Origin of the sequence: Microbacterium luticellae (assembly GCF_050408645.1) — a bacterium.
Lineage (GTDB): Bacteria > Actinomycetota > Actinomycetes > Actinomycetales > Microbacteriaceae > Microbacterium.
The window spans coordinates 1,058,368-1,085,236 of record NZ_JBNTKE010000001.1; the positions used below are offsets into that span (position 1 = coordinate 1,058,368).

24 protein-coding genes are annotated in these 26,869 nt (G+C 62.6%); 8 read left to right on the forward strand and 16 right to left on the reverse strand.

What is annotated here, in order from left to right; all coding sequences use genetic code 11:
• Positions 1–236 precede the first annotated feature (236 nt).
• The 6 genes from ACQUSW_RS05195 to guaB all read right to left on the reverse strand — a co-directional run bounded on the left by ACQUSW_RS05195 (position 237) and on the right by guaB (position 9,400).
• Entirely contained in the window at positions 237–2,642 is a 2,406-nt protein-coding gene (locus ACQUSW_RS05195; protein WP_428931173.1) for a 5'-nucleotidase C-terminal domain-containing protein, read from the reverse strand.
• Positions 2,643–2,832: 190 nt separating this feature from the next.
• Entirely contained in the window at positions 2,833–3,612 is a 780-nt protein-coding gene (locus ACQUSW_RS05200; RefSeq protein ID WP_428931295.1) for an SURF1 family protein, read from the reverse strand.
• A gap of 81 nt (positions 3,613–3,693) precedes the next feature.
• Positions 3,694–4,812 carry a GuaB3 family IMP dehydrogenase-related protein gene (locus ACQUSW_RS05205; RefSeq protein ID WP_428931296.1) on the reverse strand — a complete coding sequence of 373 codons (1,119 nt, stop codon included), beginning with the start codon at positions 4,810–4,812 and terminating at the stop codon, positions 3,694–3,696.
• A 38-nt stretch (positions 4,813–4,850) separates the two neighbouring features.
• Positions 4,851–6,317, reverse strand: a complete 1,467-nt coding sequence (locus ACQUSW_RS05210; RefSeq protein WP_428931174.1) for a pyridoxal phosphate-dependent decarboxylase family protein — start codon at positions 6,315–6,317, stop codon at positions 4,851–4,853.
• Positions 6,314–7,807: an MFS transporter gene (locus tag ACQUSW_RS05215; RefSeq protein WP_428931175.1), complete on the reverse strand. Its 1,494-nt coding sequence runs from the start codon at positions 7,805–7,807 to the stop codon at positions 6,314–6,316. The genes ACQUSW_RS05210 and ACQUSW_RS05215 overlap by 4 nt, the downstream gene beginning before the upstream one ends.
• A gap of 90 nt (positions 7,808–7,897) precedes the next feature.
• Complete coding sequence (gene guaB / locus ACQUSW_RS05220) at positions 7,898–9,400, reverse strand: IMP dehydrogenase (protein ID WP_428931176.1); 1,503 nt, start codon at positions 9,398–9,400, stop codon at positions 7,898–7,900.
• A 363-nt stretch (positions 9,401–9,763) separates the two neighbouring features.
• Here guaB and ACQUSW_RS05225 point away from each other — a divergent pair, with 363 nt between their 5' ends.
• From ACQUSW_RS05225 to ACQUSW_RS05240, 4 genes are all read left to right on the forward strand, one after another.
• Complete coding sequence (locus tag ACQUSW_RS05225; RefSeq protein WP_428931177.1) at positions 9,764–11,071, forward strand: ABC transporter permease subunit; 1,308 nt, start codon at positions 9,764–9,766, stop codon at positions 11,069–11,071.
• Positions 11,072–11,074: 3 nt separating this feature from the next.
• Positions 11,075–12,052 carry a branched-chain amino acid ABC transporter permease gene (locus ACQUSW_RS05230; protein WP_428931178.1) on the forward strand — a complete coding sequence of 326 codons (978 nt, stop codon included), beginning with the start codon at positions 11,075–11,077 and terminating at the stop codon, positions 12,050–12,052.
• A 70-nt stretch (positions 12,053–12,122) separates the two neighbouring features.
• A complete protein-coding gene (locus ACQUSW_RS05235) occupies positions 12,123–13,070 on the forward strand; it encodes an ABC transporter ATP-binding protein (RefSeq protein ID WP_428931297.1) in 948 nt (315 codons plus the stop codon).
• Positions 13,071–13,153: 83 nt separating this feature from the next.
• On the forward strand, positions 13,154–13,876 hold the full coding sequence (locus tag ACQUSW_RS05240) for an ABC transporter ATP-binding protein (RefSeq protein WP_428931298.1): 723 nt from the start codon (positions 13,154–13,156) through the stop codon (positions 13,874–13,876).
• 600 nt (positions 13,877–14,476) lie between these two features.
• Here the strand turns inward: ACQUSW_RS05240 and ACQUSW_RS05245 are convergent.
• The 3 genes from ACQUSW_RS05245 to groES all read right to left on the reverse strand — a co-directional run bounded on the left by ACQUSW_RS05245 (position 14,477) and on the right by groES (position 17,790).
• Positions 14,477–15,736: an ABC transporter substrate-binding protein gene (locus ACQUSW_RS05245; RefSeq protein ID WP_428931179.1), complete on the reverse strand. Its 1,260-nt coding sequence runs from the start codon at positions 15,734–15,736 to the stop codon at positions 14,477–14,479.
• A 112-nt stretch (positions 15,737–15,848) separates the two neighbouring features.
• On the reverse strand, positions 15,849–16,832 hold the full coding sequence (rarD, locus tag ACQUSW_RS05250) for an EamA family transporter RarD (protein ID WP_428931299.1): 984 nt from the start codon (positions 16,830–16,832) through the stop codon (positions 15,849–15,851).
• A gap of 661 nt (positions 16,833–17,493) precedes the next feature.
• Complete coding sequence (groES, locus tag ACQUSW_RS05255) at positions 17,494–17,790, reverse strand: co-chaperone GroES (RefSeq protein ID WP_378831166.1); 297 nt, start codon at positions 17,788–17,790, stop codon at positions 17,494–17,496.
• A 422-nt stretch (positions 17,791–18,212) separates the two neighbouring features.
• Here groES and ACQUSW_RS05260 point away from each other — a divergent pair, with 422 nt between their 5' ends.
• The 3 genes from ACQUSW_RS05260 to ACQUSW_RS05270 all read left to right on the forward strand — a co-directional run bounded on the left by ACQUSW_RS05260 (position 18,213) and on the right by ACQUSW_RS05270 (position 20,561).
• Positions 18,213–18,758 carry a hypothetical protein gene (locus ACQUSW_RS05260; protein ID WP_428931180.1) on the forward strand — a complete coding sequence of 182 codons (546 nt, stop codon included), beginning with the start codon at positions 18,213–18,215 and terminating at the stop codon, positions 18,756–18,758.
• A 306-nt stretch (positions 18,759–19,064) separates the two neighbouring features.
• Positions 19,065–19,277, forward strand: a complete 213-nt coding sequence (locus ACQUSW_RS05265) for a hypothetical protein (protein WP_428931181.1) — start codon at positions 19,065–19,067, stop codon at positions 19,275–19,277.
• Positions 19,278–19,316: 39 nt separating this feature from the next.
• Complete coding sequence (locus tag ACQUSW_RS05270) at positions 19,317–20,561, forward strand: class I SAM-dependent methyltransferase (RefSeq protein ID WP_428931182.1); 1,245 nt, start codon at positions 19,317–19,319, stop codon at positions 20,559–20,561.
• Here ACQUSW_RS05270 and ACQUSW_RS05275 read toward each other — a convergent pair.
• Genes ACQUSW_RS05275 through ACQUSW_RS05305 form a run of 7 tightly spaced genes read right to left on the reverse strand, consistent with a single transcriptional unit; the run spans position 20,554 to position 25,332 of the window.
• On the reverse strand, positions 20,554–21,030 hold the full coding sequence (locus tag ACQUSW_RS05275; RefSeq protein WP_428931183.1) for a hypothetical protein: 477 nt from the start codon (positions 21,028–21,030) through the stop codon (positions 20,554–20,556). The two genes, ACQUSW_RS05270 and ACQUSW_RS05275, sit on opposite strands and share 8 nt — an antisense overlap.
• Positions 21,023–22,090 (reverse strand): tRNA (adenosine(37)-N6)-threonylcarbamoyltransferase complex transferase subunit TsaD, encoded by a 1,068-nt coding sequence (gene tsaD / locus ACQUSW_RS05280; protein ID WP_428931184.1) that lies wholly within the window; start codon positions 22,088–22,090, stop codon positions 21,023–21,025. Before tsaD ends, ACQUSW_RS05275 begins: the two co-directional genes overlap by 8 nt.
• Positions 22,087–22,560 (reverse strand): ribosomal protein S18-alanine N-acetyltransferase, encoded by a 474-nt coding sequence (gene rimI / locus ACQUSW_RS05285; RefSeq protein WP_428931185.1) that lies wholly within the window; start codon positions 22,558–22,560, stop codon positions 22,087–22,089. The genes tsaD and rimI overlap by 4 nt, the downstream gene beginning before the upstream one ends.
• Positions 22,557–23,189 carry a tRNA (adenosine(37)-N6)-threonylcarbamoyltransferase complex dimerization subunit type 1 TsaB gene (gene tsaB, locus ACQUSW_RS05290; RefSeq protein WP_428931186.1) on the reverse strand — a complete coding sequence of 211 codons (633 nt, stop codon included), beginning with the start codon at positions 23,187–23,189 and terminating at the stop codon, positions 22,557–22,559. The genes rimI and tsaB overlap by 4 nt, the downstream gene beginning before the upstream one ends.
• A 57-nt stretch (positions 23,190–23,246) precedes the next feature.
• On the reverse strand, positions 23,247–23,843 hold the full coding sequence (gene tsaE / locus ACQUSW_RS05295) for a tRNA (adenosine(37)-N6)-threonylcarbamoyltransferase complex ATPase subunit type 1 TsaE (RefSeq protein ID WP_428931187.1): 597 nt from the start codon (positions 23,841–23,843) through the stop codon (positions 23,247–23,249).
• A complete protein-coding gene (alr, locus tag ACQUSW_RS05300; protein WP_428931188.1) occupies positions 23,843–24,976 on the reverse strand; it encodes an alanine racemase in 1,134 nt (377 codons plus the stop codon). The genes tsaE and alr overlap by 1 nt, the downstream gene beginning before the upstream one ends.
• Complete coding sequence (locus tag ACQUSW_RS05305; RefSeq protein ID WP_428931189.1) at positions 24,973–25,332, reverse strand: holo-ACP synthase; 360 nt, start codon at positions 25,330–25,332, stop codon at positions 24,973–24,975. Before ACQUSW_RS05305 ends, alr begins: the two co-directional genes overlap by 4 nt.
• A 565-nt stretch (positions 25,333–25,897) precedes the next feature.
• Here ACQUSW_RS05305 and ACQUSW_RS05310 point away from each other — a divergent pair.
• Entirely contained in the window at positions 25,898–26,743 is an 846-nt protein-coding gene (locus ACQUSW_RS05310) for a DUF559 domain-containing protein (RefSeq protein WP_428931190.1), read from the forward strand.
• Positions 26,744–26,869: the final 126 nt, after the last annotated feature.

A 26,869-nucleotide genomic window follows, 5' to 3' on the forward strand; every position in this document is an offset into this window, starting at 1 on the left:
CGCGGGACGTTCTCGCCATTCCTCCTTCCGCCACCGGGCGCAACACGCCGCACCACCCACACACCACACGGCATGTCGCGACCGGTCGCGAAGAAAACAGCGCGAAACGGCGCGGGGAAAGGCGAGGAGAACGGCGCAGCAACAACGGCGGCCCACCCTCGAGTGTGAGGATGGGCCGCCGTGCGTTGTTCGCTAGGCTGCTGCGCCGGAGCGCTCAGCCGAGCAGCGTTGCCGGGTTAGGCGCGGCGCATGCGACGTGCTGCCAGTACTCCTGCTCCGGCGAGGAGAAGGAAGAGTCCGCCCAGCAGGGGCATGGTCGGGTCGGCACCGGTCTGAGGCAGGTCGCCGTCTCCGGGGTCGCCGTCACCGGGGCCGCCGTCGCCATTGTCGTCGCCGCCGTCATCGTTTCCGGTGACGGTGAGTGGCGCCGTGGTTTCGTTGTTGCCTTCGAGGCTGGTGGCACCGATCAGGTAGGCGCCGGCTGCCGTGTCGGCGGGGATGGTGACGGTGGCGGTGAATGCACCGTTGCCGTCGGCTTCTACCTGGCCGAGGTCTACTCCGCCGAGCGTGCTGCTGATGTAGGTGCGCAGGTCGAGGTCGACGATGTCGAAGGGCCCGAACCCGGTGCCGTTGACCGTGACGGTGTCACCGGCGGCGACGGTCTCGGGGTCGAGGGTGATGGTGGGCGTGGGCGCTACTTCACCGTCGACGGGGAAAGGCACCGAGAATACGGTGGCTCCGGCTGTGATCGTGAGCTCTTGTGCTCCGTCGAGGCCTTCGGGGACAGTGAAGGTGACTTCTGCCTGACCGCTCTCGTCGAAGGTATCGACGATGGCCGGGTCGATCTCGCCAACGGCAACTTCTTCGCCTGCAAGCGAGACGCTCACGGTCGACGGAATGTCGGCTCCCTGGCTAAACACGAGTGACGACAGTGCGAGTGTCACGTCGCTGCCGGTGGGGTATCCGGCGCTGCCGGGGCTCGTGATTGACAGACCGACCGCGCGCTGTGCTTCATCCGGTGTCGCGGTGGTGAATTCGCTAAACCAGTCGACCATCGACTGCAGGTCGACAGAACCGGTGTCGACGGCGTTCACGCCTTCGCTGAATACGGTAAAGCTGTCGCCACCCGTTGCGAGGAAGGCGTTGGCGCCCACAGTGTAGTACGCTTCGGGGTCGATGGGCTGGCCGTCGAGCAGCACCTGCGAGATGCGCGGTGCGTCAGCGGGGGCAGTGTTGTCGTAGGTGTAGAACAGGTTCGACGACACACCCAGCTTGAGGAACGGGCGCGAAGGGTTGCTCGGCTGCCACTGCTGTTCGAGCAGGCGCACAACCTGGCGACCGGTGAGGTCAACGGTCATCATGGTGTTAGCGAAGGGTTGCACTGAGGCTGCTTCGCGGTAGGTGATGCTGCCGTCGTCGCCGTAGAGAAGATCGGTCCGGATGCCACCCGGGTTAATAACACCGATGTCGGCGTTGGTGGTCCAGCGGTGAATGTCGGCAATAAAGTTTCCGAGGGTTGATTCTCCGCCACGGTTTTCTGCGCCGTCGCTTTGCACGGCCCGTGTGATGTCAGCGGTGACTTCGCCGACTTCTACTGCACCGAGCACGTCGGCTTCGGCGACGGCGTCGTCAACGATCTGCTGCACGGCGGGGTCGGCCGGGTAGAGGCCGATGTACGAACCATCGGCCTGTTTTTCGGCGAGGTTGAAAATCTGGTTGTTGATCGAGAGGAGTTCTTTGGTGTCGGGGTCGACTTCGATGGTCATGCGACCGTAGCTCTGCCCGTATTGGCCTGCCGAAACGACGGGGCGGCCGTCGATCACGTGGTTGTAGGCCAGGTGGGTGTGGGCCGAGACGATGGCCGATACTTTGTCGCTGACTCCGTTGACGATGAGTCCGAGCGGCGATTCGGGAGTGATCGAGTCGACGCTGGTTGTTGCGGCGCCTTCGTGCACGAGCAGAATGATCACGTCGGCTTCGCCGTTGGCGGGGTCGCCGTCGGTGAGCGCGTCGGCTGCGGCGTTGACTGATTCGGGGATGTCGCGAATGTCGAGGTCGGCGATGCCTTCGGTGGGTACGAGTGTGTGCAGGTCTTCTGTGACTGCGCCGATGAACCCGATGCTGACTCCGTCGAATTCGGTCACCCACGAGGGCGCTACGGCGGTAGCTTCGGTCTCTGCGAGGAAGACGTTGGCCGAAATGTATTCCCAGTCGGCGCGGGGAATAATGCGGTCGCGCAGGTCGTCCCAGCCCTGGTCAAATTCGTGGTTGCCGGTGGCGCTCACTTCGAGGCCCGCGGCATTGAGTGCGTCGATCGTGGGGTTGTCGTCGGCGATGAACGACGTGAATGTCGATGCACCGACGAGGTCTCCGGCGGCTGCAAACACCGTGTTGGGGTTTTCGGCGCGCACCGACTGTACGGCACCGGCGAGCACTGCTGCTCCGGCGGCTGCGCCGTCGGCTTCAATGCGTCCGTGGAAGTCGTTGACGGTGACGACGTCGATCGTCACAGGGTCTTCGGGTGCCGCATAGGCGGGCGTGGTGATGGCGCCGCCGAGAGCGAGCGCCGTTCCTGTAACGAGCGAGAGAGCGGCGAGCCGCCGAGGTGTGTGCGCCGCTCGTGGCGTGACGGGTTGCTTCACGTTCAGTCTCCTGATGTTGGTTCGGCGAGGCCGTATTTTTTGCGTTCTGGTGCCCGGTCACGTGCCGCTGCTGAGGGTTCAGCAATCGGGTGGGCTGTTAACGCACTCGCAGGGAAGCCTATTGAGAATGGGAGGTAATTCTCAAGACCTTCTCAGGTTTTGTTGCATCCGGACGCCTTTTTTGGGGGTTTTATGTGCCGGATGCTGCTGTTTCGCCTGCGGCTTGTGCGTCTTCGATCTCTTCTACTTCGCGTTCCCACGCGTCTTTAGCCAGCCGGTACCACAGGTAAAACGCGAATCCTGCGAAGACGATCCATTCAGCGGCGTAGAACATGTTGAGCCAGTTGACGGTAGCGGGTTCTTCGGGTGCGGGTGATGAGATCGCGACAAGGCCGCCCTCGGGTTGGCTCGAGGCCAGGTAGGGGCGGTAGACGTTGAGCTGTTCGGTGTCGTGCCAGCGGCCGAGCAGCATGGCGGGCGACATCCGGCTTATGGTGTCGGGTTCGCCGCGCGGTGGTACTGCTGTGCCTTCGTCGGAGATAACACGCCCGGTGACGGTGACCGGGTCGGTGCCGATTGTGTTCAGTTGCCGGATGCTGGCTTCGGCGTCGTCGCGGTTGTTGGCCCAGCCGATAGCGACCGCGATCGAGGTGGGTTCGGTGGTGTCGGTCAGGCGCAGTTGGCCGGTGACCCAGTAGCCGAGTGTGCCGTCGTTGTAGCGGTCAGAGACGATGATGAAGTCGTCGGGCACCCAGGTGCCTTCGGTTTCTACTTTTTGTCCGACGTAGGGTTCGGGCAGGTATTGGCCGGGCTGAACCACTGATTCGAGGGGTTGCACGTTTTCGGTCATGCCGGGTGGCGGTGGGTTGGTGTCGATGGCGCGCGCTAACTGCCATTGTCCGAGCCAGGCGAAGATTCCGGCGACGGCGAGGCACGCGAGCAGCACACCGATCCACCGCGTGCGCAGCATGACTTCGCGCAGCGTGGGCGGAAAGATGGGGAGCGGGGAGGGTTGTGTCACTGTGGTGGAGTCGTGCCGAGAGGATAAGCGCTAGAAGTTGGCGTAGGGTGCGAGCACGACTTCGACGCGCTGGAATTCTTTGAGATCGGAGTAGCCGGTGGTGGCCATCGATTTGCGCAGCGCGCCGATCAGGTTGGTCGTGCCGTCGGCGACCGGTGCCGGGCCGTACAGGATTTCCTCGAGGGTGGCGACCTGGTCGACCTTGACGCGACGCCCTCGTGGCAGTTGCGGGTGGTGAGCTTCGGCACCCCAGTGGTAGCCGAGGCCGGGCGCATCGGTGGCGCGTGCAAGGGCGACACCGAGCATGACGGCGTCGGCGCCCATGGCGAGGGCTTTCACGACGTCGCCCGAGGTGCCTACTCCCCCGTCGGCGATGACATGCACGTAGCGGCCGCCTGATTCGTCGAGGTAGTCGCGGCGGGCAGCAGCGACATCCGATACAGCGGTGGCCATGGGCGCGTGGATGCCGAGCGTTGCGCGCGTGGTCGATGCGGCACCGCCACCGAATCCGACGAGAACCCCGGCCGCCCCTGTGCGCATGAGGTGCAGTGCGGCCGTGTAGGTGGCGGCACCACCGACGATGACGGGCACGTCGAGGTCGTAAATAAACTTTTTGAGGTTGAGGGGTTCAGCGCCGCTGGCAACGTGCTCGGCCGACACGGTCGTGCCGCGGATGACGAACAGGTCGACACCGGCGGCAACGACCGTCTCGTACAGGTCTTGTGTGCGCTGTGGTGTGAGCGAGCCGGCAACGGTCACGCCCGCCTCGCGAATCTCGGCGAGGCGCTGTTTGATCAGCTCGGGCACAATCGGCGCGGCGTACAGCTGCTGCATACGCACGGTGGCTTCGCTCTCATCGAGCTGGGCGATCTCTTCGAGCAGCGCTTCGGGGTTCTCGTAGCGTGTCCACAGCCCTTCGAGGTCGAGAACACCCAGGCCACCGAGTTGACCGAGCATGATGGCCGTGCGTGGGCTCACGACGGAGTCCATCGGCGCACCGAGAACAGGAATCTCGAACGGGAAAGCGTCAATCGCCCACGTTGTCGAAACGTCTTCGGGGTTGCGTGTGCGTCGCGAGGGTACTACCGCGATGTCGTCAAACGTATATGCGCGGCGAGCACGCTTGCTGCGGCCTAGCTCGATCTCCATAGTCACCCTCCCAGCCTACCTGGCACGGGCGCACTCGCTCACGGCTCGGTTAATTGGGCGAGCACCTCGATCAGGAGCACTTCGGCAACGGGTGCCGGTAGTTCTTCTATGAGTGCCATCAGCCCGGCCATGGGCTGGTTGGGTCGTACGGTTCCGGCTCCGGCGAGGCGCAACAGTATGGCGGCTGCGCGGGGGCTGGGTACCCGGTTTTCGCTGTAGCCGAGGGCGCGCAGCGCAAAGGCGCCGAGGGCTCCGGATGCCGGGGGTTTGCCGCGCACACTGTCGGCCGCGGCCACCAGGGCGGTCAAAAATTCGGGCAGCGACTCTTCTAATACGGGTGTGAGTGTGAGGTGGGCGCTGCGCGGAATCCGCGTACCGTCACTCTGCGTGAACCCGGGCTGATGTTGAATACGCCAACCAAAACGGCCAAGCTCATCGGCCAACCGGTGCGGGTCAACGCGTTCGGCAACATGCAGGTGTGTGTCGGCGGCCACGGTTATCGCTGGGCCGACCGGGTTGCCGAGCACCATAAGCCCCCGGATGCTGGCGACCTCGGCCACAATCGCCTGCGCCACACGTGCGATCGTGGCGGTCAGTTCAGCAAAACCGTCGTCGCCGAGATACTGGGTGATCGCCCATCCGGCCGCGAGTGGAGACACCGAGCGCGACCCGAGCAGCGTGGGGTTCACAACCGGATATCCCGGCCAACGCGCCGTGGCAAAGAACTGTGCGCGATGCTGCCGCCTGCCGCGGTGCAGCAGCACCGAAACGCCCTTGGGCGCATAACCGAACTTGTGGAGGTCGGCGGAAATGCTTGTGACTCCTCGCACACGAAAGTCCCAGTCGGGCACGCCCGGCCACCACGGCAGCACGAGGCCACCGAAACACGCGTCAACGTGGCAGCGAATACCGCGTGCGGCCGCGGCGGCCGCGACCTCGGCGATGGGGTCGATGGTTCCTGTCGGATACGACGGCGCCGAAACAACCACGAGCGCCACATCAGAATCAAGATGGTCGATGATGTCTTCCGCGTGCGCGGTTCCGTCGGGCCCGCACGGCACCGGGTCCCACTCGAGGTCGAAGAGCCCGGCAGCTTTGCGGAATGCGGCGTGTGCCGTGTCGGGTGCTACAAGACGCGGGCGGGTGGTGGCCGCTGCGTCCGGGTTCTCGCGCCGCCACAGGTCGCGCGCAGTTTTGACGGCGAGCAGACAGCTTTCGGTGCCGCCGCTGGTTACCGTGCCGTATACGTGACGGTTGCCGTGCACGTTGCGGCGTACGAAGCCGATCAGTTCACGTTCCATCGTCGCGACGGAAGGGAACACGGTCGGGTCGAGTCCGTTGAGGGGACGCGTGATTTCGGCGGCTTCGGCGGCGAGAAAGTCGACCCGTTCGCGCCCCGAATCGTACACATACGCTAAAACGCGCCCGCCCTGCGTGGGGGCGTCGGCGGCGCGCAAAGTTTTTAGGCGCGTCAGGATGTCGCTTACTGTACGACCGGGAGTCATAGGTTTTCTTCTCCGTCACGGGGTGCTTCTTCGTCGGCACGCGCGCTCATGCCGTCGCGAGCACTGTTGACGTCGGCTTCGCGTAGACGATACCGCGCGAGTGTGACGATGCTGAGCACCATAAGAATGGCGGGGATCAGGCTGAACGATATGGCGATTCCGGTAATGGCGGCATCCGGTTGTGTCGTTATTTGCCCGGCCACCGACTCGATATAACCGGTAGCGGCAAGCACGAGTGCCAGCACGGTTGCGCCCAGTGCCATGCCGGTGGTTTCACCGGCCGTCCACACGCCGCTAAAGACTCCTGCCCGGCCACCAGCATGGCTTGTCACGCGGTCGGTGCGCGGGTACTGGGCGGCGTCGACCGCGATCACATCGGGCAGCATCGCCATCGGCAGAGTTTGCATACCGGCATAGGCGGCCCCCGCGAGGGCTACCGGTGCAATAATCCACCACCCTGGCCACAGGATCGAGCCGGCCAGCACGATCACGGCGATCAAAAATACGAAGCTTGCCAGCCGAAAAGCACGCTCTTTACCCACTCTGTCGGCAACTTTTTGCCACACGGGAGCCATGAGCAGCGCGGGCCCAATGAGCGAGAGAAACAGCGGGGTGAGCGCGTTTTCGTCGTGCAGCATCCAGCGCGCCACATACTGCGCGGCGGCGAGCATGAGGCCGGTGGCTAAACCCTGCAGCATAAAGGTGGCCAGCAGCATCCGGAACGGTTGACTCTGCCGTAAAACAAGCACCCCGGCGCGATAATGAGCACCAATAGTGAGTGTTTCAACCACCGGATGCGGTGCTTCGCGTGGCGCGACCGTGGCAGCAATAACCATGCCCACGCCGATCACCACCGCGACAACCACCGCCATAACCAGGTAGCCGAGCAGCGGGTCGCCCGGAAAGAGCCCGCGGAGTTCGGGGCCACCGGCACCGAACAGCAGAATCGCCGCGGTGAGCGCAACAACCCGCCATGTGAGCAGCCGGGTACGTTCGCGGTAGCCGTCGGTGAGCTCGGCGGGTAGCGCAATGTACGGCACTTGGAAGAGGCTAAAAAATGTCGCTGAGGCAATAAAAGCAATGAGCACCCAGACTGCGGCAGGTAGTGGGCCGAGTGTTCCGGGCACCGCAAAAGTTATTGTGAACGCCACCGGCAGGCCCAGCGCACCGATCAGCATGAATCGGCGGCGCGAACCTGTGCGAGCAAAAGAGCGGTCGCTCAACCCGCCGATGACGGGGTCGATCAGTACGTCCCAAATTTTGGCGAGGGTCACCACCGCGCCGGCGGCGAGCGCTGTTACTCCGAGCGAATCGGTCAGGTAATAGACGAGTACGAGGCCGGGAAGCGTCGCAAAACCGCCCGTACCCAGTGACCCGGCCGCGTAGCGAACGACCTGGTTTTTTGTGAGCACGCTGGCGGCAGGCATCCGGGACGATCGTGACCCGGGAGCCTGCGACCCGGATGCTGGTGAATTCGGCGGTGAACCCATGCCGCTACTGTATCGCCGACCACCGACATTGGGTCGGCGCTAAGGTTCACGCCGCGGTTCGCGCCGGCGGTTGCGCCGGAATTCGCGCCGCTACTTCTTGTAGTTGGGTGCTTCGACCACGATCTGCACGTCGTGCGGGTGCGACTCTTTCAAACCGGCCGAGGTGATGCGCACAAACTTGCCGCGGGTCTTCAGCTCTTCGACGGTGCGCGCACCCACATAGAACATTGACTGCCGCAGACCACCGATCAGCTGGTAGGCCACCGCCGAAACGGGGCCGCGGTAGGGCACCTGGCCCTCGATTCCCTCGGGAATCAGTTTGTCGTCGCTGGGGACATCGGCCTGAAAATAGCGGTCTTTTGAGTACGAGGTCTGTTTGCCGCGCGTCTGCATAGCACCCAGTGACCCCATGCCGCGGTACTGCTTAAACTGCTTGCCGGCCTGAAAAACGATCTCGCCCGGCGACTCGTCGGTACCGGCAAGAAGCGAACCGAGCATGACGGCGTCGGCACCGGCAACCAGCGCCTTGGCGATATCACCCGAATACTGCAGCCCACCGTCGGCAATCACGGGCACGCCCGCGGGGCGAGCAGCCAGCGATGCCTCATAAATAGCGGTCACCTGCGGCACGCCCACACCGGCAATAACGCGCGTGGTGCAGATAGAGCCGGGCCCCACGCCCACCTTCACTGCATCGACGCCCGCATCGATCAGCGCCTGCGCGCCCTCGCGGGTAGCAATGTTGCCACCAATGACGTCGATATTGGCGAACGACTCATCGGCTTTCAAGCGACGAACCAGGTCGATAACACCCTGCGACTGGCCGTTGGCGGTGTCAACCACGAGCACATCGACGCCGACATCACGCAGGGCTTCGGCGCGCTCCCATGCGTCACCAAAGAAGCCGATTGCCGCGCCAACCCGCAGGCGACCCTGCTCGTCTTTTGTGGCCAGCGGATACTTCTCGCTCTTATCAAAGTCTTTAATCGTGATGAGTCCGGCCAGTTTGCCGCTGTCATCCAACAGTGGCAGCTTCTCTACACGGTGCTTCGCGAACAGCGCGATCACATCGGCTGCCGCAACACCCACGCGCGCCGTCACCAGGTTTTCGCTCGTCATCACGTCGCGCACCTTGGTGGTCTGGCGATCCAGCCCAGTGACAAACCGCATGTCACGGTTAGTGATAATGCCCAGCAGATGGTTTTCTTCGTCAACAACCGGCAGCCCAGAAATACGGTACTTGGCGCACAGCGAATCGACCTCTTCGACAGTCGCTTCAGGATGCGTCGTAATCGGGTCGGTGATCATGCCCGACTCACTACGTTTTACGCGGTCGACGTGCGCGGCCTGATCAGCCACTGACAGGTTGCGGTGCAAAATACCAATCCCGCCCTCGCGAGCAATAGCAATCGCCATGCGCGCCTCGGTCACGGTGTCCATAGCGCTCGACAGCAGCGGCGTCGCCACAGAAATACGACGCGTCACCCGCGACGACGTATCGGCCTCGCTAGGAATAACGTCGGTATGCCCGGGCAGCAGCAGCACATCATCGTAAGTGAGTCCGACAAATCCGAACGGGTCGTGCTGCTCCATGATTACTCCTCTCGCGCCGTAGCGCGGTCGTGCGCTGACGCGCCAAAGGGGGGACTACTGCGGCCGTACGCGGGAGGAATCCCGACGCTCCTATTCTAAACGCCGCGTGCGGGCGTGTCATTCCCAGACAACGCGGCTGTGCAGCAGCATCCGGATGCCTGTCTTTGGCGTGACTTCGCTACGCGGCGTCGTATGCGAGCGCATTCATATGGCAACGATCGTGCAACATCTGTGCATTCGATCCACAGCTTTCGGTGCCCGTGATACGTGTTGCGCTTATTTGCCGCTACGCTCATATCGTCGTCCACACGCGGATCTGCGCGATGCAGTACTGCGGACGCTCACACACAACGAGGAGGTTGCGTGGGAACCAGAGCAACGACGCCCCGTCATACCCGACCGGGAATCATCGCCGTCATTGGGGTGCTCATCGCCGCAGTTTTTGTCATTCTGCAGTCGCCGTTAGCGTTTGCTGCGGCCGGTGACGACCAAGACAAGACCGATTTTTATTTTGCGGGCGTCATCACCTTCGACGACGAACCTGTGCCCGACGTAACAGTCGGCGTAGATGGCAACGGCTTCCGAGCCGAAACAGTAACCGACGCCGATGGCAAGTGGCGGCTGTATGTGCCCGAAAAAGCCAGCTATACACTCACGGTCGACGAATCGACCCTGCCCGAGGGCGTGATTGTTGAGGGAGAATCAGCCAGCCAAGAGGTGGAATTCGGGCTGACCGGCACCAAAATCATCAACCTGTTTTTAGGTGAGGGGCACCGCGAAACCGAGTCACTCGCGGCACAGATTCTTTCGCGCACAGTCAACGGCATAAACTTTGGTCTGCTGCTGGCCCTCGCATCAATGGGTGCGGCGTTGATCTACGGCACGACGCGGCTGGGCAACTTCGCGCACGCCGAAATGGTCACGTGGGGTGGCCTCGTTGCCCTGCTGTTTACAACGTTCTGGCACCTGCCCCTGTGGCTCGGAGTCATTGGTGCTGTTGCCGGTGGCGCGCTGCTGGGGTGGGGACTCGACGTCGTGCTGTGGGCACCGCTACGAAGACGAGGCATGAGTATTGTGCCGCTACTCATCGTGAGCATCGGGCTCTCGCTCACACTGCGATACGCCTACCAGTTTGTTATTGGCGGAGGCACCTACCAGCTGCCCGGCGCAAGCCCCGAACCGATGCGCTTCGGGCCCGTGACCCTCTCGCACATCGACATCACCAGCATGGCCGTGAGTCTCGTAGTCATCATTGCCGTCACCATTTTTCTTACCCGCACCCGCATCGGAAAAGCCACCCGCGCCATCTCCGATAACCCGCAACTGGCTGCGGCCACCGGAATCGACGTCGACAAAGTCATCCGGTTGGTATGGATTCTTGCCGGTGTGCTCGCCGCAATCTCGGGCATTCTGTGGGCCTATTTCCGGCCCGGCGTGAAATGGGACATGGGTACCGGAATGCTGCTGCTGATCTTCTGCGCCATGACCCTCGGCGGCCTCGGCACAGCATTCGGCGCCATCATTGGTTCACTCATCGTCGGAATAGCCGTCGAAGTATCGACACTGTGGATTCCCTCCGACCTGAAGTTCGCCAGTGCACTCGCCGCCCTCATCATCATTCTGCTCGTGCGCCCGCAGGGTCTGCTGGGCCGCAAAGAGAGGTTGGGCTGATTCATGGATTTCGGAAGCATTTTTAATAACACCGCTGCATACCTGTTCAGCCCCGTCACCATCGCCTATGCCCTCGCGGCCACCGGCCTGGCCGTGCACTTCGGTTATGCGGGGCTGTTGAACTTCGGTATGGCCGCGTTCATGGCCATCGGTGGCTACGGTTACGCCATCTCGGTGCTGAGCTTTGGTCTGCCCTGGTGGATCGGCATGCTCGTGGGCCTCGGCGGCGGCGCACTGTTCGCCCTGCTGCTCGGAATACCCACGCTGCGCCTGCGTGCCGACTACCTCGCCATCGCCACGATCGCCGCGGGTGAAATTGTGCGGCTGCTCTTTACGACCGAACTGTTTCACAAGTGGACCAACTCGGCCGGTGGCCTAGCCGGATACCACGGCGGGTTCCGCTCCGCCAACCCCATCCCACCCGGAACCTACGGATTCGGGCCCTGGATATTCAACGAAAACGACCTGTGGAACCGCATCTTCGGTATCGCCATGCTTGCACTCTCGCTACTGCTCGTATGGGCACTCATGCGCAGCCCCTGGGGCCGCGTGCTCAAAGGCATCCGGGAAGACGAAGACGCCGTGCGGTCGCTGGGCAAAAACGTTTTTAGCTACAAGATGCAAGCGCTGGTGATCGGCGGAGTTATCGGCGCGATGGGCGGCATCGTTTTCGTGCTGCCCTCGGCCGTCGTACCCAACAGTTACTCCACGTCGCTCACATTCTTCCTGTGGACCATCCTGCTCCTCGGCGGAGCCGCAACCGTCTTCGGGCCCACCCTGGGCGCCGTACTGTTCTGGCTCGTCTTCGCCCTGCTCGGCAATATTCTTCCCGACCTGGCAAAAGCCGGATACCTGCCCATGAGCGACACCCAGGCGGGCACCATCCGGTTCGTGCTGGTAGGACTCGCGCTCATGCTGCTGGTGATATTCCGGCCGCAGGGCCTACTCGGCGACAAGAGGGAGATGACCTTTGTCCAATAACATTCCCGAAACCACGCCTGCGACGCCCGCGACGCCCGCAGAGCCCGCGACGCCCGCCACGCCCGCGAAAATTCGTACCAAAACAACGGGGCTTGCGAAAGGACCAGCTGCCCCCGGCGTCGCCAAAGTCGACCCCATTTTGATTGCGGATGCTGTGCAGCGGCGCTTCGGCGGACTCGTCGCGGTCGATGTCGACCACCTCGAAATTCCCCGCGGCGCGATCACTGCCCTCATCGGCCCCAACGGTGCCGGCAAAACCACGCTGTTTAACCTGCTGTGCGGCTTCGACAAACCCAACACCGGAACCTGGTCGTATGACGGCACAAGCCTCGCCGGAGTGCCGTCGTTTAAAGTGGCACGGCTCGGCCAAGTGCGCACCTTCCAGCTCACAAAAGCGTTATCGCTGCTGACCGTGCTCGAGAACATGAAACTCGGTGCACCCCACCAGGCCGGCGAAAAGTTTTGGGCCAGCCTGCTCCCGCCCCTGTGGCGCAAACAAGAACAGCGGATCGAAGCGAAAGCGCGCGACCTCCTGGTGCGCTTCAAGCTCGACGCGAAAGAGTCCGACTTTGCCGCATCACTTTCGGGCGGACAACGCAAACTGCTCGAAATGGCGCGCGCACTCATGAGCGACCCGAACCTGGTGATGCTCGACGAGCCCATGGCGGGTGTGAACCCGGCGTTGACGCAGTCGCTGCTCGACCACATTCTCGACCTCAAAGAACTCGGCATGACCGTGTTGTTTGTTGAGCACGACATGCACATGGTTCGCCACATTGCCGACTGGGTCGTCGTTATGGCCGAGGGTCGCGTCGTAGCCGAAGGCCCACCCGACACTGTTATGGAAGACCAAGCCGTCGTCGACGCATACCTCGGCGCCCACCAAGACGTCGACCTCGGTGTTGTTACCGGACGCATCAGCGTCGTCGACGAAAAAGAGGCAGCGCTCGCCGCCCAAGTACGCGAACGCATCGAAGAAGCCGCCGAGGCCGAACTCGAAGAAGAGGAGCAGTCGTGAACACCACAGATGATGTTGCTGGCGCGGACGATGTTGTCGGCGTGAACGATGTTGCTGACGCGGACGCGGCTGCTGGCGCGGATGTGGTTGTTGAACTGGCCGATGTGCATGCTGGTTACCTACCCGGCGTGAACATTTTGAACGGCGCAAATCTCGTAGCTCGACAGGGTGAGTTAATCGGAATTATTGGCCCGAACGGTGCCGGTAAATCAACCCTGCTGAAGGCGATTTTTGGTCTGGTCAAAGTGCGGTCCGGCGACATCACTGTCAACGGCGAAAGCATCGTCGGGTTAAAAGCTGATCGGCTTGTGCAGCGCGGCGTTGCTTTTGTACCGCAGACGAACAACGTTTTTCCGTCATTGACCATCGAAGAGAATCTGCAGATGGGTCTCTTCCAAAACCCCAAAATCTATCCTGAGCGTCTGGAATTTGTCACCAGCATTTTTGCTGAACTCGGCACGCGCCTCAAACAGCGCGCCGGGTCACTCTCGGGTGGTGAACGGCAAATGGTCGCCATGTCGCGAGCACTCATGATGGACCCGGCCGTGCTACTGCTCGACGAACCCTCGGCCGGCCTCTCCCCCGTACGCCAAGACGACGCCTTCATTCGCGTGAGCGACATCAACAAGGCCGGAGTCACCACCATCATGGTCGAACAGAACGCGCGCCGCTGTCTACAAATCTGCGACCGCGGCTACGTGCTCGACCAGGGCCGCGACGCATACGAAGGAACCGGCCGCGCCCTGCTCGAAGACCCCAAAGTCATCGGCCTCTACCTCGGCACCCTCGGCGCCGATGCCGCCTGACACCTGTTCTGCCTGATCTGGGCCATTAATCCTCCAGACAGACCGGGGTGGGGCGGGGCCTAGCCTCACTCCGGTCACTTTCTCGCGAGTTGCCGGATGCTGCGCAGCATCCGGTGCCCCGGCCCCGGCCGCCGTTCCCCACCTGCCGCGGCCTGGCCAGCCCCGACCGCGCCGCTCCCGTTGCCGAGAACAGCAAAAACGCCGAGAACTACACGATTCGGCCCAAATCATCCGACATCCGGCAATTTTCCTGTTTCCAGCAACAAAGTGGCAGCGGCAACAGAGGACAGAGGCAAAAAGAGTGCAGCCTCGACCCACCTGAACCCCGCATGTCACGCCATGCCCTGCCTCCCCATCGCCGAGAACAGCAAAAACGCCGAGAACTACACGATTCAGCCCGAATCATCCGACATCCGGCAAATTTCCTGTTTCCAGCAACAGAAAAGTGGCGGCAGGGGTGAGAACAGAACGGCGGCAACAGGGGCGACCGGCGGGCAACCGAACGGCGGCGGCAGAAACGCCCCTCACCAGCATCCGGGAACAGACAAGGGCAGACCCCGGATGCCGCAGCATCCGGGGCCTGCCCTCTGTTCGAGCTGCTTACCCCACGCGCTCGTACATGTTGTCGGCGCCGTACTTGAACAGGCCGATGGCGGCACCGTTCGGGTCACCGTGTTCGTTGAAGGTGACGTCGCCGGAGTATCCGTTGTAGTCGGCTGTGCCTCCGTCGACGATGATCTGCGCGCAGTCAGCGAAGCTGGTGCAGGGGGTACCGTCGCCGGATCCGCCGGACACTTCTTGCATCTTTGCGGCGATGTCGGTGCCTTCGGTCGAGTTGGCGGCCATCGCGGCGAGCGCCATCAAGATCACGGCGTCGTACGATTCGGCGGCGTAGGTGAAGTCTTTCACTTCGCTGTTGCCGAGGCCGGTCCAGTATGCCTGTAGGCGGTCGGTGAAGTCGTCTTCGAGGGCGGGGCCGGGTTTGGTTCCCTGTGCGCCTTCTAGTGAGACGGGCATTTCGTCGCCGTACTGCGAGACGTTTCCGTCGACCATGTAGAACTGGTCGCCCTTAATGCCAGCGTTGACGAGCAGTGGTGCGATGGTTTTGAACTGGTCAAACGATACGACAGCAACGGCGTCGGGGTTGGCGGCTTTAATTGTTTCTACCTGCGCGTCGAACTGTGCGTCACCAACGTTGAACGAGGCGTCGGCGACAACTTCGCCACCGGCGGCTTCGAATGTTGTTTTGATCGCGTCGAACAGACCTGTGCCGTAGGGGTCGTTTTGGTAGATGACGCCGAGCGTTTTGCGTCCGTCTTCGGCCATCAGGTTGCCGAGCACTTCGCCCTGCAGCAGGTCGCTGGGTGCGGTACGGAAGTACAGTCCCTGTGTCACGCCCTGTTCTGACAGTTCGGTGAAGTCGGGCGAAGTGTTCGATGGCGAAATCGTGATGATGCCCTTGCTGACGTTGCCGTCAAGAATGATCTTTGAGACACCGGATGCCGCGGCCCCCACCATTCCGGCTACCCCGGCGTTTTGCAGTTTGGTGACCGAGGTTTCGTAGGCTTTCGTGTCGCTGTCACCTTCGTCTTCCGACATCATGGTGACGGTGATTCCTGCGTCAGCGGCGTTAATTTCTTCTGTCGCCAGGCCAACGGCTGCCTCCATGGGCGGACCAAGGAACGCAAGCGAACCGGTCTGCGGCAGGAGTGAACCGAGCGTGACGTCAAGGTCGATCGCTACGGGTTTGTCGTCGGTTGCGTCAGGCTTTTCGGGTGTTTCTGCAGGGGTGCTCGAGCATCCTGCGAGTATGAGCGCTGACACGCTGGCTAGTGCGATTCCGGCGACAATCTTCGCCATTCGCTTATCGTTCGGACCGTTCATGAAAGCTCCCTTGCGTCAATGAACGTGGACGACCCTTCTTCGGGTGTTCCTCACCATAATCGGTTGACGCACCCCGTGGGTGCCAGTTCTATCTCAGTGCGCTAACGATCTGCGGATCGTCATCGTTTTTTGGCGGATTTGTGGTGTTTGTGCCGGGTTCGGGTGCCGGTGGGGTTGTGGCATCCGGATGCTTGACACTGCGGCGAGTTTTGCGGGTGCGGCGTGTGTGCGCGAGCAGGTCGGCAATAAATATGGTGATCGCGATCCACACGAGAATGAAACCGGCCCAGCGTTCGGGCGGCATGGGTTCGCCGAGCAGTAGCCAGCCGACCAAGAATTGCATGACGGGTGTGATGAATTGCAGCATGCCGACGGCGGCGAGGCTGATGCGGCGGGTTCCGGTAGCGAACAGCAGTAGTGGTATGGCGGTGGCCACCCCTGCGAATGCCACAAGAATCGTGTGCGTGGGCCCGTGTGCGCCCCACGTGATCCCGGTGGTTGCGCCGACAATGATCAGTTGAATAACGGCGATCGGCACCAACCAAAACGTTTCAAACGTGAGGCCGCTCATTGCATCCACCGACGGCCCGATGTTCTTCTTCACCAGCCCGTAGCAACCAAACGACGCCGTGAGCGCAAGAGCAATCCACGGCACACTGCCGTACGCCACAATAATCGTCACAACAGCAACACCGGCCACCGCAATCGCCGCCCACTGCGTGCGACGAATACGCTCCTTCAAAACAAACACACCCAACAACACCGTCGTGATCGGGTTAATAAAATATCCGAGACTCGTCTCGACCACGTGCCCCGTGAGCGCCGCGACAACAAACACCTGCCAGTTGACGTAAATGAGCACACCGGCCAGCGCCGTCAACAGCATTAACCGCCTGTTGCGCACAATCGCCCGCAACGGCCGCCACGCCCGCGTCACCGCCAAAATCACCACACAAAACACGAGCGAAAGCAGCACCCGCCACGCCACAAGCTCCCACGGCCCCGTCGGCAGCAGCAACAAAAAGTACAGCGGCAGCACACCCCACAGCACATACGCCGTCGTCGCCGCCATGACCCCCGCCCCAACAGAACGAGAATCACCACCCGGATGCTGCACCCCGGCCACCGCACGAGAACCCACGGCACAACCCTAAGCCCGACCGGGCCCCATTTCGCGCCACCGGGCACAACACGCCGTAGCACCCGCGCACCACACGGCATGTCGCGACCGGCCGCAACACGTGAACTCACGCCCTCTACCGCCACCGGGCACGTTGTCGCCGCCACCGGGCACGACATGCCGCAACATCCGCAGACCCAACGGCGTGTTGTGCCCGGTCGCGAAAAAGAAAACGGCGCATAACAGCGAACCACGGCCCTGCGCCACCACCGGCGCACCTTTTCCCTCTACCGCAACCGGACACGACACGCCGCAGCACCCGCGCACCCAACGGCGTGTTGTGCCCGGTCGCGGGGAGAAGGGGAACGGCGGGGAGAAGAGGAACGGCGGCGAGACCACGAGCGAACCGAAAAGGGGAACCGAACCGTAAAGAGGAACGGCGGCGAGACCACGAGCGAACCGAAAAGGGGAACCGAACCGTAAAGGGGAACGACCGCCACGCAACGACCGAACCGCAAAGGGGAACGGCCGCGGGACGCGAAAGAGGCCCGAACGGGGAACGTTCGAGCCTCTTTTGCCGGTCGCCCCCGCGAAGGTGGGCGGCGGGTGTTGCTTAGCGGACGACGACAGCCAGTACGTCGCGAGCCGACAGCACGAGGTACTCCTCGGCGCCGAACTTCACCTCGGTGCCGCCGTACTTGCTGTAGAGAACGCGGTCGCCCACGGCGACGTCGAGCGGAACACGGTTACCGTTATCGTCGATACGGCCGGGGCCTACGGCCACAACCTCGCCCTCCTGGGGCTTCTCTTTAGCGGTGTCGGGGATGACCAGTCCACTGGCGGTGGTCTGCTCGGCCTCGACCTGCTGGATGACGATGCGGTCCTCGAGCGGCTTGATGGAAACCGACACGGTCTACCTCTGCTTTCTTGACGGTGAGACAAAAGACTCGTTCGCACTCTCACGTCGAGAGTGCTAACTACAGTGTATTAGGTCAATTGGCACTCACGCAATGCGAGTGCCAATTTCATGCCACGATCGCACATTGTTTCTCACTGCTCACCGACCCGCGCCGCACCCATCACAGTGCTGCACGAAGGTCTCATATCAAAAAATGTTGAGTTTTTCCAATCAGACTACTGACGGATAGAAAAACTGAACTTAGAGTGACACCACGCACTACGGATCAGGCCCGACTGATCCCATGCCGGAGTCTTGGGGACTCGTACCGAAACGGCAGTCATGCTCGGACAACATTGAGTGTTTCGTGCGCATTCTGGGGAGTGTCGCAGGGGCTTTGGCGTTTGCGATAGTCACGGCTTTGGGGAGAGCAAGTGCGAAGCGGTATTTGGGGAACCCGTAAGATCACGCATCGTGAAAACGCGCGTAAACGCGGTCGCGCGATCCCGGCAGCGGTCGCCGGAGCTGTAGCCGTAGTGCTCAGCTTCGGCGCCATTGCGCCGGCGTTGGCCGATACGCCTGATCCCGTTGCCAGCCACTCTCCGGCGGGCGACCAAGAAAGCTCCGACCCTACGCAGACTCCGGACCCGATTGACGTTACGGCAGCGCCCGATGACGAAATACCAGCGCCGGTTGATGAGAGCCCAGCGCCCGACGAAGGCGCTGATGATAGTGCGCCCACTCTGTCTCCTGAGGACGACGGTGCGCCGCCAGCCGAAGAGATCTCTGAGAGCGACAGTGAAAACGACAGTGATCTTCCTATTCCGGATGCTCCAACCCCGGTCGTTACTCCGTTTGCAGTCGGCCCTGACGGTATCCAGCCTCCGTACGTGCGCTGGACAGTTAAGCATGATCCTTCAGGGATCTCGTTGGCGGCGCCACTTTTCAGATCAATGGCCCAGCGACATCTAACTTCTTGAACCAGTTATCGTGGCCTAGCTCGTCATTCGAAGTGGCTGACTGCACCCAAGCACCGTGTTCAGGGCCAGATCTGGATCCCGACCCGGGAGAGTTTCTCGTCAAGGAATTTAACGGTCATACGGTCAAGGCAGCAACCGTTATCGGATCCGCCAGGACGAAGTCCCTCAGGACTATTCGTTCTTGAACACCGCGAAGTGGATTGAGATTCCCGGTAAGTCAGGGCTTTTTAGCGACCCGGCCGAGCCCGGGTATCGGCCCAGAGGGGGTTGTCGTAACCGATTGCATCGAAAACAACGCACGGCTATATGGGCGAAGGCTCGCCGCTCGGGGTTAACTCGCATCGGATTCTCGTGACGGGTGAACGGGTGATGCAGACGCCGCCACAGGACGTTGCTGATTCGACGCACGCGCCAGATATTCCGGGCTTTCCGTGGTGGGCGGTAGTGATGGGCGGCGGGCTTGCCACTATCGGTCTTTTTGTGTGGCGCTGGGGTTATCCGCCTAAGAAGCGCGCATGACAGCCGCCTCACTTTCGTCATGAGCAATAGGCTGGACGAGTGCGCCGTGATGACTTTGCCCTGTTAACCTCGCCCGCGGGCCACGATTTACTGCAGCGCATCACGCCTGTCACTTCGCGCGACGATGCCGTGGCTGCGGTGAATCGTTTGCGTAAACAGGGGTACAACGCCGACCTTGTGGCGGTTGCGGCTGAGCAGGCGCTGCTGCGAGCGCAGGCTCGCGCAAAGTTTGGTGATGGGGCGCTTCGGATGCTGCTGACGCGCGCCGGCCTCGAGCAAGCCACGCGTGCCGATGCTGCCCGCTATCACGCGAACCGGATGCATGCTGCGGGCTTTTCGCGCGTCATTGATCTGGGGTGCGGGTTGGGCGGCGACAGTGTTCGCTTTGCCGAAGAGGGTATGAGTGTGACGGCCGTGGAGGCCGATGAGGTCACGGCATTGCTGGCTGCGCACAATCTTTTGCCGTGGAGCGACCGGACCGAAGTGGTGCATGCGACGGCCGAAGAGTATCTGGCCTCGCGGTGGAAAACGGCGGGGGTGGCGCAGCATCCGGATGCTTCCGACGCGAGATGTGCACTGTGGTTTGATCCGGCGCGGCGCACGGCGGGCCACAAGGAAACCCGCCGGGTGACGACGGCCGACTATTCTCCGGCGTTGGACTGGGTTTTTGAGCAGGCTGCGCGTTACCCGGCGGGGATCAAGTTGGGGCCCGGCCATGATCGTGACGCGCTGCCCGAGCATGCCGAAACGCAGTGGGTGAGCGTGCAGGGGCAGGTGGTGGAACTTGTTGTGTGGACGCGAGAGCTTGCCCGCCCCGGTGTCGGTCGTGCTGCTCTTGTGGTTCGCGATGGTGTGCAGCACGAGCTCACTGCAGCCGCTGACGCGCCTGATGCACCGGTGCGCGATCTGGGTGCGTATGTGTATGAGCCGGATGGTGCTGTGATTCGGGCCCGACTTATCGGTGAGGTTGCCCGGTGTGCGCGGGCAGGAATGCTCGATGCGCACGTCGCGTACTTTACAAGCGATGAACACGTCGATTCGCCGTTTGCGCAGGCGTTCCGAGTGCGGCGGGTGTTGCCCTTGCAGGTGAAAGCCTTGGCACGCGAACTGCGTGCCGAGAATATTGGTCGGCTCGAGATTAAAAAACGCGGTGTTGATATTGATCCCGCTCAGTTGCGCACACAGCTTAAGCTGCGTGGGCCACACGGTGCCACTGTAATACTGACGCGCATTGGCGATGAGCGCGTGGCGATTCTCGCCGACCGCGTCTCAACCGCTAATTGATCCAGCGCAGAGCGATCGCGGTCCACACGAGCCATCCGGCACTGTAGACGGTGGCGGTAATGCTGAGTATGAGCGACCATGCACTCATAAGGCGACTTTCGTTGGAGCGCCGTAAGCACATGATGCTGGCCAGCAGTGCGAGCACGGCCAGTGGTAGCCCCCACGCTACGAACAGTGACGAAACGAAGGCGACGATCGCGGCGGTGAGCGCCCACGGTGCCAGTTGTGCGGGTTCGACGATGGGGGTGTCGTCGGGTTTCCATGGTTCGGCGTCGTCTTCGTCTATGGGCGACCATTCTTCTTCGTTGACGCCGGGGCCACTGTGCACCGTGATGGCGGTCGGTCCGGTCGGTAACGACTGGTAGCCGGGTTTGGAGCGGCCCGGTATTCGTGCGGGGTCGGTCACATGCAGGAGACCGTCGAATACGGGCTCCTTGCGCGGCGGGGTGTCTGGCTCGTCGCTAGTCATCGCGAGTCTCAGCTACCTGAATTTCGGTGACCGGCAGTGTCGAGTCGGCACCGAAGTTGAGCGTGGATGGGCGTCGCCCCGAAGCAATGAGTTCGGCGGCGAGCGCAGCGATCATGGCGCCGTTATCGGTGCACAAGCTCAGCGGCGGAATGCGCACGTCGACGCCTGCTGCGGTGGCGCGTTCGAGGGCGACATCGCGCAGTCGCTTGTTGGCGATCACTCCCCCGCCCAGCAACAGGCGCGGTACGCCGCGGTCTTTGCATGCTGCGAGCGCTTTCGTCACGAGCACGTCGACGACTGCTTCGCGGAAGCTCGCGGCAACATCGGCAACCGGTACGGGTTCTCCTGCGGCTTCGCAGCGTTCCACCCACCGGGCTACAGCCGTTTTTAGGCCCGAAAATGAGTAGTCGTAGCGGTGTTTGGCCATGTCGCTGGCTCGTGAGAGTCCGCGAGGAAAATTGATGGCGTGGGGGTTGCCGGATGCTGCTGCCCGGTCGATTTCTGGTCCGCCAGGGTAGGGCAGGCCCAACAGTCGCGCCACTTTATCGAAGGCCTCACCGGCTGCGTCGTCCATGGTTTCACCGAGCATTTCGACATCGGTGGTGAGGTCGCGTACGTGCAGCAGTGAGGTGTGCCCGCCGCTGACGAGCAGCGCAATCGTCGGGTATTCGAGTGGCGGAGTGTCGGGGGTGAGTATGTCGGCGGCGATGTGACCGACAAGATGGTTGACGGCGTAGAGAGGTTTGCCGAGAGAGACGGCAAGACCTTTGCCTGCGCCGATACCGACCATGAGTGCACCGGCAAGCCCAGGCCCGCTGGTGACGGCAACCGCATCGAGGTCGTGAAGGCTCACCTTTGCTTCTTCGAGTGCCTTTTCGATGGAGGGTTGGAGTGCTTCAAGGTGGGCTCGGGCGGCCACTTCGGGTACGACGCCACCGTAGCGGGCGTGTTCGTTCATGCTCGACGCGATGGTGTTCGACAGCAGTGTGCGGCCACGTACGATGCCGATGCCGGTTTCGTCGCAGCTAGTTTCGATGCCAAGCACGAGAGGTTCGGTCATAGCTGTGGTTCTTTCGGTTGTGCCCAGTGGTGAAGGCCCAGACGCATGACGATCGCGTCGGTGCCGTCAGGCCGGTAGTAGCGGGGTCGGCGGCCGATTTCGGTGAAGCCTTCTGATGTGTACAGGCTGATTGCCGGGGTGTTGTCGGCCCGCACGTCGAGAAACGTTTCGTGTGCACCGCGCTGTATCGCCTCGCGCAACAGGTGGCGCAGCATGGCCCGGCCGCGCCCCGTGCCGCGCATGTCGGGGTCGAGCGCGATGGTTTGTATGTCGCTGTCGCGCGCACCGGCGAGCGCCCGTAAGCCGGCATAACCGCAGATGGTGCCGTCTATATCGTCGACAATGTAGTGGTTGTGGGGCGAAGCAAGTTCTGCATGCATGGTGTCGCGCTGCCATGCATCGTCAATAAAACACCGTTGTTCGAGGACCATAATGCCGTCGAGATCGTGGGGTGTGGCGGTGCGGATCACTGTGCGACTCTCTTGGGTGGCACGGGTTGACGCGCGTCGGGTTCACGCAGGTATAACGGTTCGGGGCCGCACAGCGTGCGTTCTGCGGCGGCTGCGCGTTGCCCTACGCGAGCGAGCGCTGCGGCCGAGAGCTCGGTAGTTTCGATGCCCCGGATGCCTCCCAAACGTGTTTCTACTTCGGCACGCGGCACGAGTACCGTGTCAACGACCGCCGCGGGAAGGCCCTCGTTATCGAGGCCTTCGAATATGGTGACGGCTGCTTCGCGGCGGCGAGCGTCGGTAATGACAGCGAATGGCCGGGCTGTAGCATCCGGCTCTCTTGTCATGGCATCAAGGGCTGCGCCCCAGTGGCTGGGCACGGCGATGACAGGAATTTTGCGGGCGAGAGCGAAGGCGCGCGCCGCGGCGATGCCAATGCGCAGGCCGGTGAAGGGGCCGGGGCCCATGCCCGCCACCACGTGGGTGATGGTAGAGGTGTCGGGGGTACTGTCGAGTACAGATTGTATGAGCTGGCCGATCACTTCGGCATGGCCCAATGGGTCGCTGCTCGATGCTTCGGCCAGCGTCGCTCCTTCGGCGTTGATGAGCGCGGCAGCCGAGCCAAGAGATGTGTCGACGGCGAGAATCACTCTTCCAGGGTACTGGGCTGGCGCTGCATGAGAGCCGGGTGGTGGTGCGTGGTGTGTTTAGCGGCTTTCGCGTGTGACCGTGACGATGCGCGGGGCATCGGCGTCGAGGTCACTCGCGTCGATGGCGAAGTCGCCCGCATTGCTGCCCGCGTCGCCGCTTGCGTCGCCGTGTGGGACACCGTGCGCGACATCGTTCTCGTCACCGTGCGCGACACCATGCACGCTACCGTTCGCGTCATCGGGCACGCCACCGATGGGGCGCTCGAATTCGATATCCCACCAGGTGTCGGCGAGGTCTTCTGCGAGTCCTCTTCCCCATTCAACGACAACGACGGAGCGTTCGACGGCGATGTCGAGGTCGTCGAGTTCGGCTGCTGAGCCGAGCCGGTAGGCGTCCATGTGCACGAGCGGCGCGCGACCGGTGAGTGAGGGGTGGGTGCGGGCGATAACGAATGTGGGGCTTTGGATGGGGCCGCGCACGCCGAGCCCCTCGGCTAGGCCACGAGTGAAGGTGGTTTTTCCTGCGCCGAGTGGGCCGGTAAGAATGATGACGTCTCCGGCAACAAGTTGCGACCCGATCGTGCGGCCGAACTCGTGCATGTCGTCGGCGGTAGCGATGGTGCGTTGGCCAAGGAGTGTGTTGCTGAGGGGCACTAGTGGTCACCGCCGATCACTCGTGGCACTCGGGCGCCAATGCGGGTGACGATTTCGTAGTTGATGGTGCCTGCGGCGTCGGCCCAGTCGGTGGCCGAGGGCACGCCTCGGGCTGGGTCACCGAAGAGGGTTGCGGTGTCGCCGACTGCGACGGTGTGTTCGCCTACGTCGACGACGAATTGGTCCATGGCGATGCGCCCGGCGACGGTGAAGGTGCGCCCGTTGATGGTGACGGGGCCGCGGCCGGATGCTTGTCGTGGCACACCGTCGGCGTAGCCGAGTGGTATGAGTGCGAGAGTTGTTTCGCGGTCGGTGCGGTAGTCGAATCCGTAGGAGATTCCGGCTCCGGCGGGTACGCGGCGGACGGCGGCGACTTGGGCGCGCAGGGTCATGGCGGGGCGGAGCCCGAGGTCGGCGCTGGTGTAGTCGTCGAAGGGTGAGAGGCCGTAGAGGCCGATGCCGATCCGCACTGCGTCGAGGCGTGCTTCGGGCAGGCTGAGGGCTGCGGCGGTCGCGGCGATGTGGCGTATTTTGGGGTGCAGGCCGAGGCTTTCGGCGAGCGCGCAGGCGTCAAGCATCCGGTGTAATTGTTGGGTGTCGTCGTTGACGCTGGTGCCCGACAGGTGCGTGAAGATTCCGATGATGCGCAGGTGGCCGGCGTCGACGAGGCGCGCCGTTTCGGCGAAGGCGCGTTCCCAGTCGGCGGGTGCGATGCCGTTGCGTGAGAGGCCCGTGTCGAGTTTGAGGTGAATACCGGTCGGGGTGGCTCCGGCGGCACGGTTGCGTGATGCTTCGGCGACCGACTGCAACTGCTCGAACGACGACACGCCCACTTCGATATCGAGGTCGATCACCTGATCAAACCGCTGCGAGGGGCCGTGCAGCCACGCCATGAGCGGCGCGCGCAACCCTTGCTGTCGCAGGTAAACCGCTTCGTCGATGGTGGCAACGCCTATGCGCGCTGCTCCCGCCGCGACCGCTGTCTCGGCAACAGCAAATGCCCCGTGCCCATAACCGTTCGCTTTAACAACCGCGATGACCGGAACCCCCGTTGTCGCCGCAATATGCCGCACATTATGGTCGACGGCCGCGAGATCGATCAGCGCCTGCCTCGTAGTGGTGAGAGTGGTCATGCGAAGCTCCCCTCGGCAACAACAAACGCGGTCGCCAACCCCGCATCGTGGCTCATACTCAAATGCAGCCGGCTGATCCCACGTTCATCAACCACCTGCTGCGTCGAACCACTCAACGCAAAAATAGGTTTGCCGGATGCCTCTGAAGCAACCTCAATGTCGGTCCAATACACGCCATCCGAACCACCCAGCGCCTTAATCAACGCCTCTTTTGCGGCGTACCGTGCCGCAAGCGACGACAACTTCATGCCACGCTCGGCGGGCGCAAACAGCCGCTCTTTCAGGCGCGGCGTGCGAGTGACTGCACGCTCAAACCGCGCAATGTCGACAATGTCGATGCCCGTACCGATAATCACATTTTTAGCCTACCCGGCACCTCCGACACGCAGCATCCGGGGCCCGCCCTATTACCGCAGCACCAACTGCCGTTGCCCTACTGGTCTTCGCCCGCCCCGGCCCTGCGCCCTCCCCCCTCGTTGCCGCCCCGCCCTCGTTGCCGCCCCGCCCTCGTTGCCGCCCCGCCCTCGTTGCCGCCCCGCCCTCGTTGCCGAAAACAGGAAAATCGCCGACGGACGCATGATTTGCGCCAAATCGTCCTCCATCCGGCAATTTTCCTGTTTTTGGCAACCGCGCGGCGTCCAATCGCCCTGTTCTCGGCAACAAGACAGGCGCGGGCACTCGCGCCAGCACCAGCAACAGCACGGCACGGGCACGCGCACCATCACCAGCATCAGCACAGACTCCAGCTCCAGCATCAGCACAGACACCAGCTCCAGCACTGGCAACATCACCAGCACCAGCACCGGACCCCACCCACGCCCCCACCGGCGCGATTCCTCCCCACACGCCAAGGCGCACGAGTTGTCGCCAGAATGCAGCATCCGGATGCCACACCCACACCCAGTTCGGCACACTCGCAGTGTGAACTTTTCTGGCCTGACTGCATGGATTCGCGAACACCACGGCATAGCGCACACCTCAACGCTTTATGCTGCGGGCTTCGCGAAACATGTTGTTGCGCGGGCGGTGAATGAAGGTGAGTGTGAGCGTATCCGGCGGTCGTGGATTGCCGTGCCTGATTGTGCGCAGCCGCGGAAACATGCGGTGGCAGAGGGTGGTCGGCTGACGTGTGTGTCGGCTGCGCAGCAACATGGTCTGTGGGTGCAGTCTGTTCCTGATCGCACACATATTGCGGTGCGTCGTGGTGCGTCGCGTATCGATCGGGCGGCGGTTCATGCGCATTGGTCGCCCGGGCCAGCTCCTGTTGGGCGGTACGAAACCGACGAGCCCCTGTTAAATGTTTTGCATCACGTCGCCCAATGTTTGCCCTTTGCTGAGGCGCTCGCTGTGTGGGAATCGGCAGTGCGGCAGGGGCATGTGACACGTGACGAGCTTCGGCGCGTGCGGTGGCGTGCGGCATCCGGCAATCTTCTTGCGCAGGTTGTTTCGGAGCTTTCGGATGCTGGAACAGAGACGCGTTTTCTTATGCTCATGCGTGAGATCGGTGTCACCGTGAGGCAACAGGTTCGCATCGCGGGCCATGCCGTTGACGGCCTGATTGGTGAATATCTTGTGATTCAACTTGATGGGTTCGCTCACCACTCCACCCCACGCGACCGCCGTCGAGACCTACGGCATGATGCGCGGCTAGCCGCCGCCGGATACACCGTTCTTCGATTCGACTACCGGCAACTGTTCTTTGAAGGCAAGGCCGTACAAGAGACAGTCCGCACAGCGATGGCGCAGCAACTGCACCGGGCCCGGTGAGTGAGGTCTCGTCCGCATGCTCGGCACCACTCACGGTCGCCGACTCGCTGTTGCAGGCTCTCTGTTGCCTACCGACTCGATGCTGCCCGCCCTGCCGCGTTGCCCACCCGGCCCCACTCACTGTTG

Bases quoted from the DNA above. Each gene is read 5' to 3' on its own strand.
- ACQUSW_RS05245 (WP_428931179.1), bottom strand. From the start codon at position 15,736: ATGGCGAAGATTGTCGCCGGAATCGCACTAGCCAGCGTGTCAGCGCTC.
- tsaD (WP_428931184.1), bottom strand. From the start codon at position 22,090: ATGACCGAACCTCTCGTGCTTGGCATCGAAACTAGCTGCGACGAAACC.
- ACQUSW_RS05275 (WP_428931183.1), bottom strand. From the start codon at position 21,030: ATGACTAGCGACGAGCCAGACACCCCGCCGCGCAAGGAGCCCGTATTC.
- ACQUSW_RS05205 (WP_428931296.1), bottom strand. From the start codon at position 4,812: ATGGAGATCGAGCTAGGCCGCAGCAAGCGTGCTCGCCGCGCATATACG.
- alr (WP_428931188.1), bottom strand. From the start codon at position 24,976: ATGACCACTCTCACCACTACGAGGCAGGCGCTGATCGATCTCGCGGCC.
- ACQUSW_RS05230 (WP_428931178.1), top strand. From the start codon at position 11,075: ATGGATTTCGGAAGCATTTTTAATAACACCGCTGCATACCTGTTCAGC.
- ACQUSW_RS05215 (WP_428931175.1), bottom strand. From the start codon at position 7,807: ATGGGTTCACCGCCGAATTCACCAGCATCCGGGTCGCAGGCTCCCGGG.
- ACQUSW_RS05210 (WP_428931174.1), bottom strand. From the start codon at position 6,317: ATGACTCCCGGTCGTACAGTAAGCGACATCCTGACGCGCCTAAAAACT.
- guaB (WP_428931176.1), bottom strand. From the start codon at position 9,400: ATGGAGCAGCACGACCCGTTCGGATTTGTCGGACTCACTTACGATGAT.
- ACQUSW_RS05265 (WP_428931181.1), top strand. From the start codon at position 19,065: ATGGGCGAAGGCTCGCCGCTCGGGGTTAACTCGCATCGGATTCTCGTG.
- rarD (WP_428931299.1), bottom strand. From the start codon at position 16,832: ATGGCGGCGACGACGGCGTATGTGCTGTGGGGTGTGCTGCCGCTGTAC.
- ACQUSW_RS05200 (WP_428931295.1), bottom strand. From the start codon at position 3,612: ATGCTGCGCACGCGGTGGATCGGTGTGCTGCTCGCGTGCCTCGCCGTC.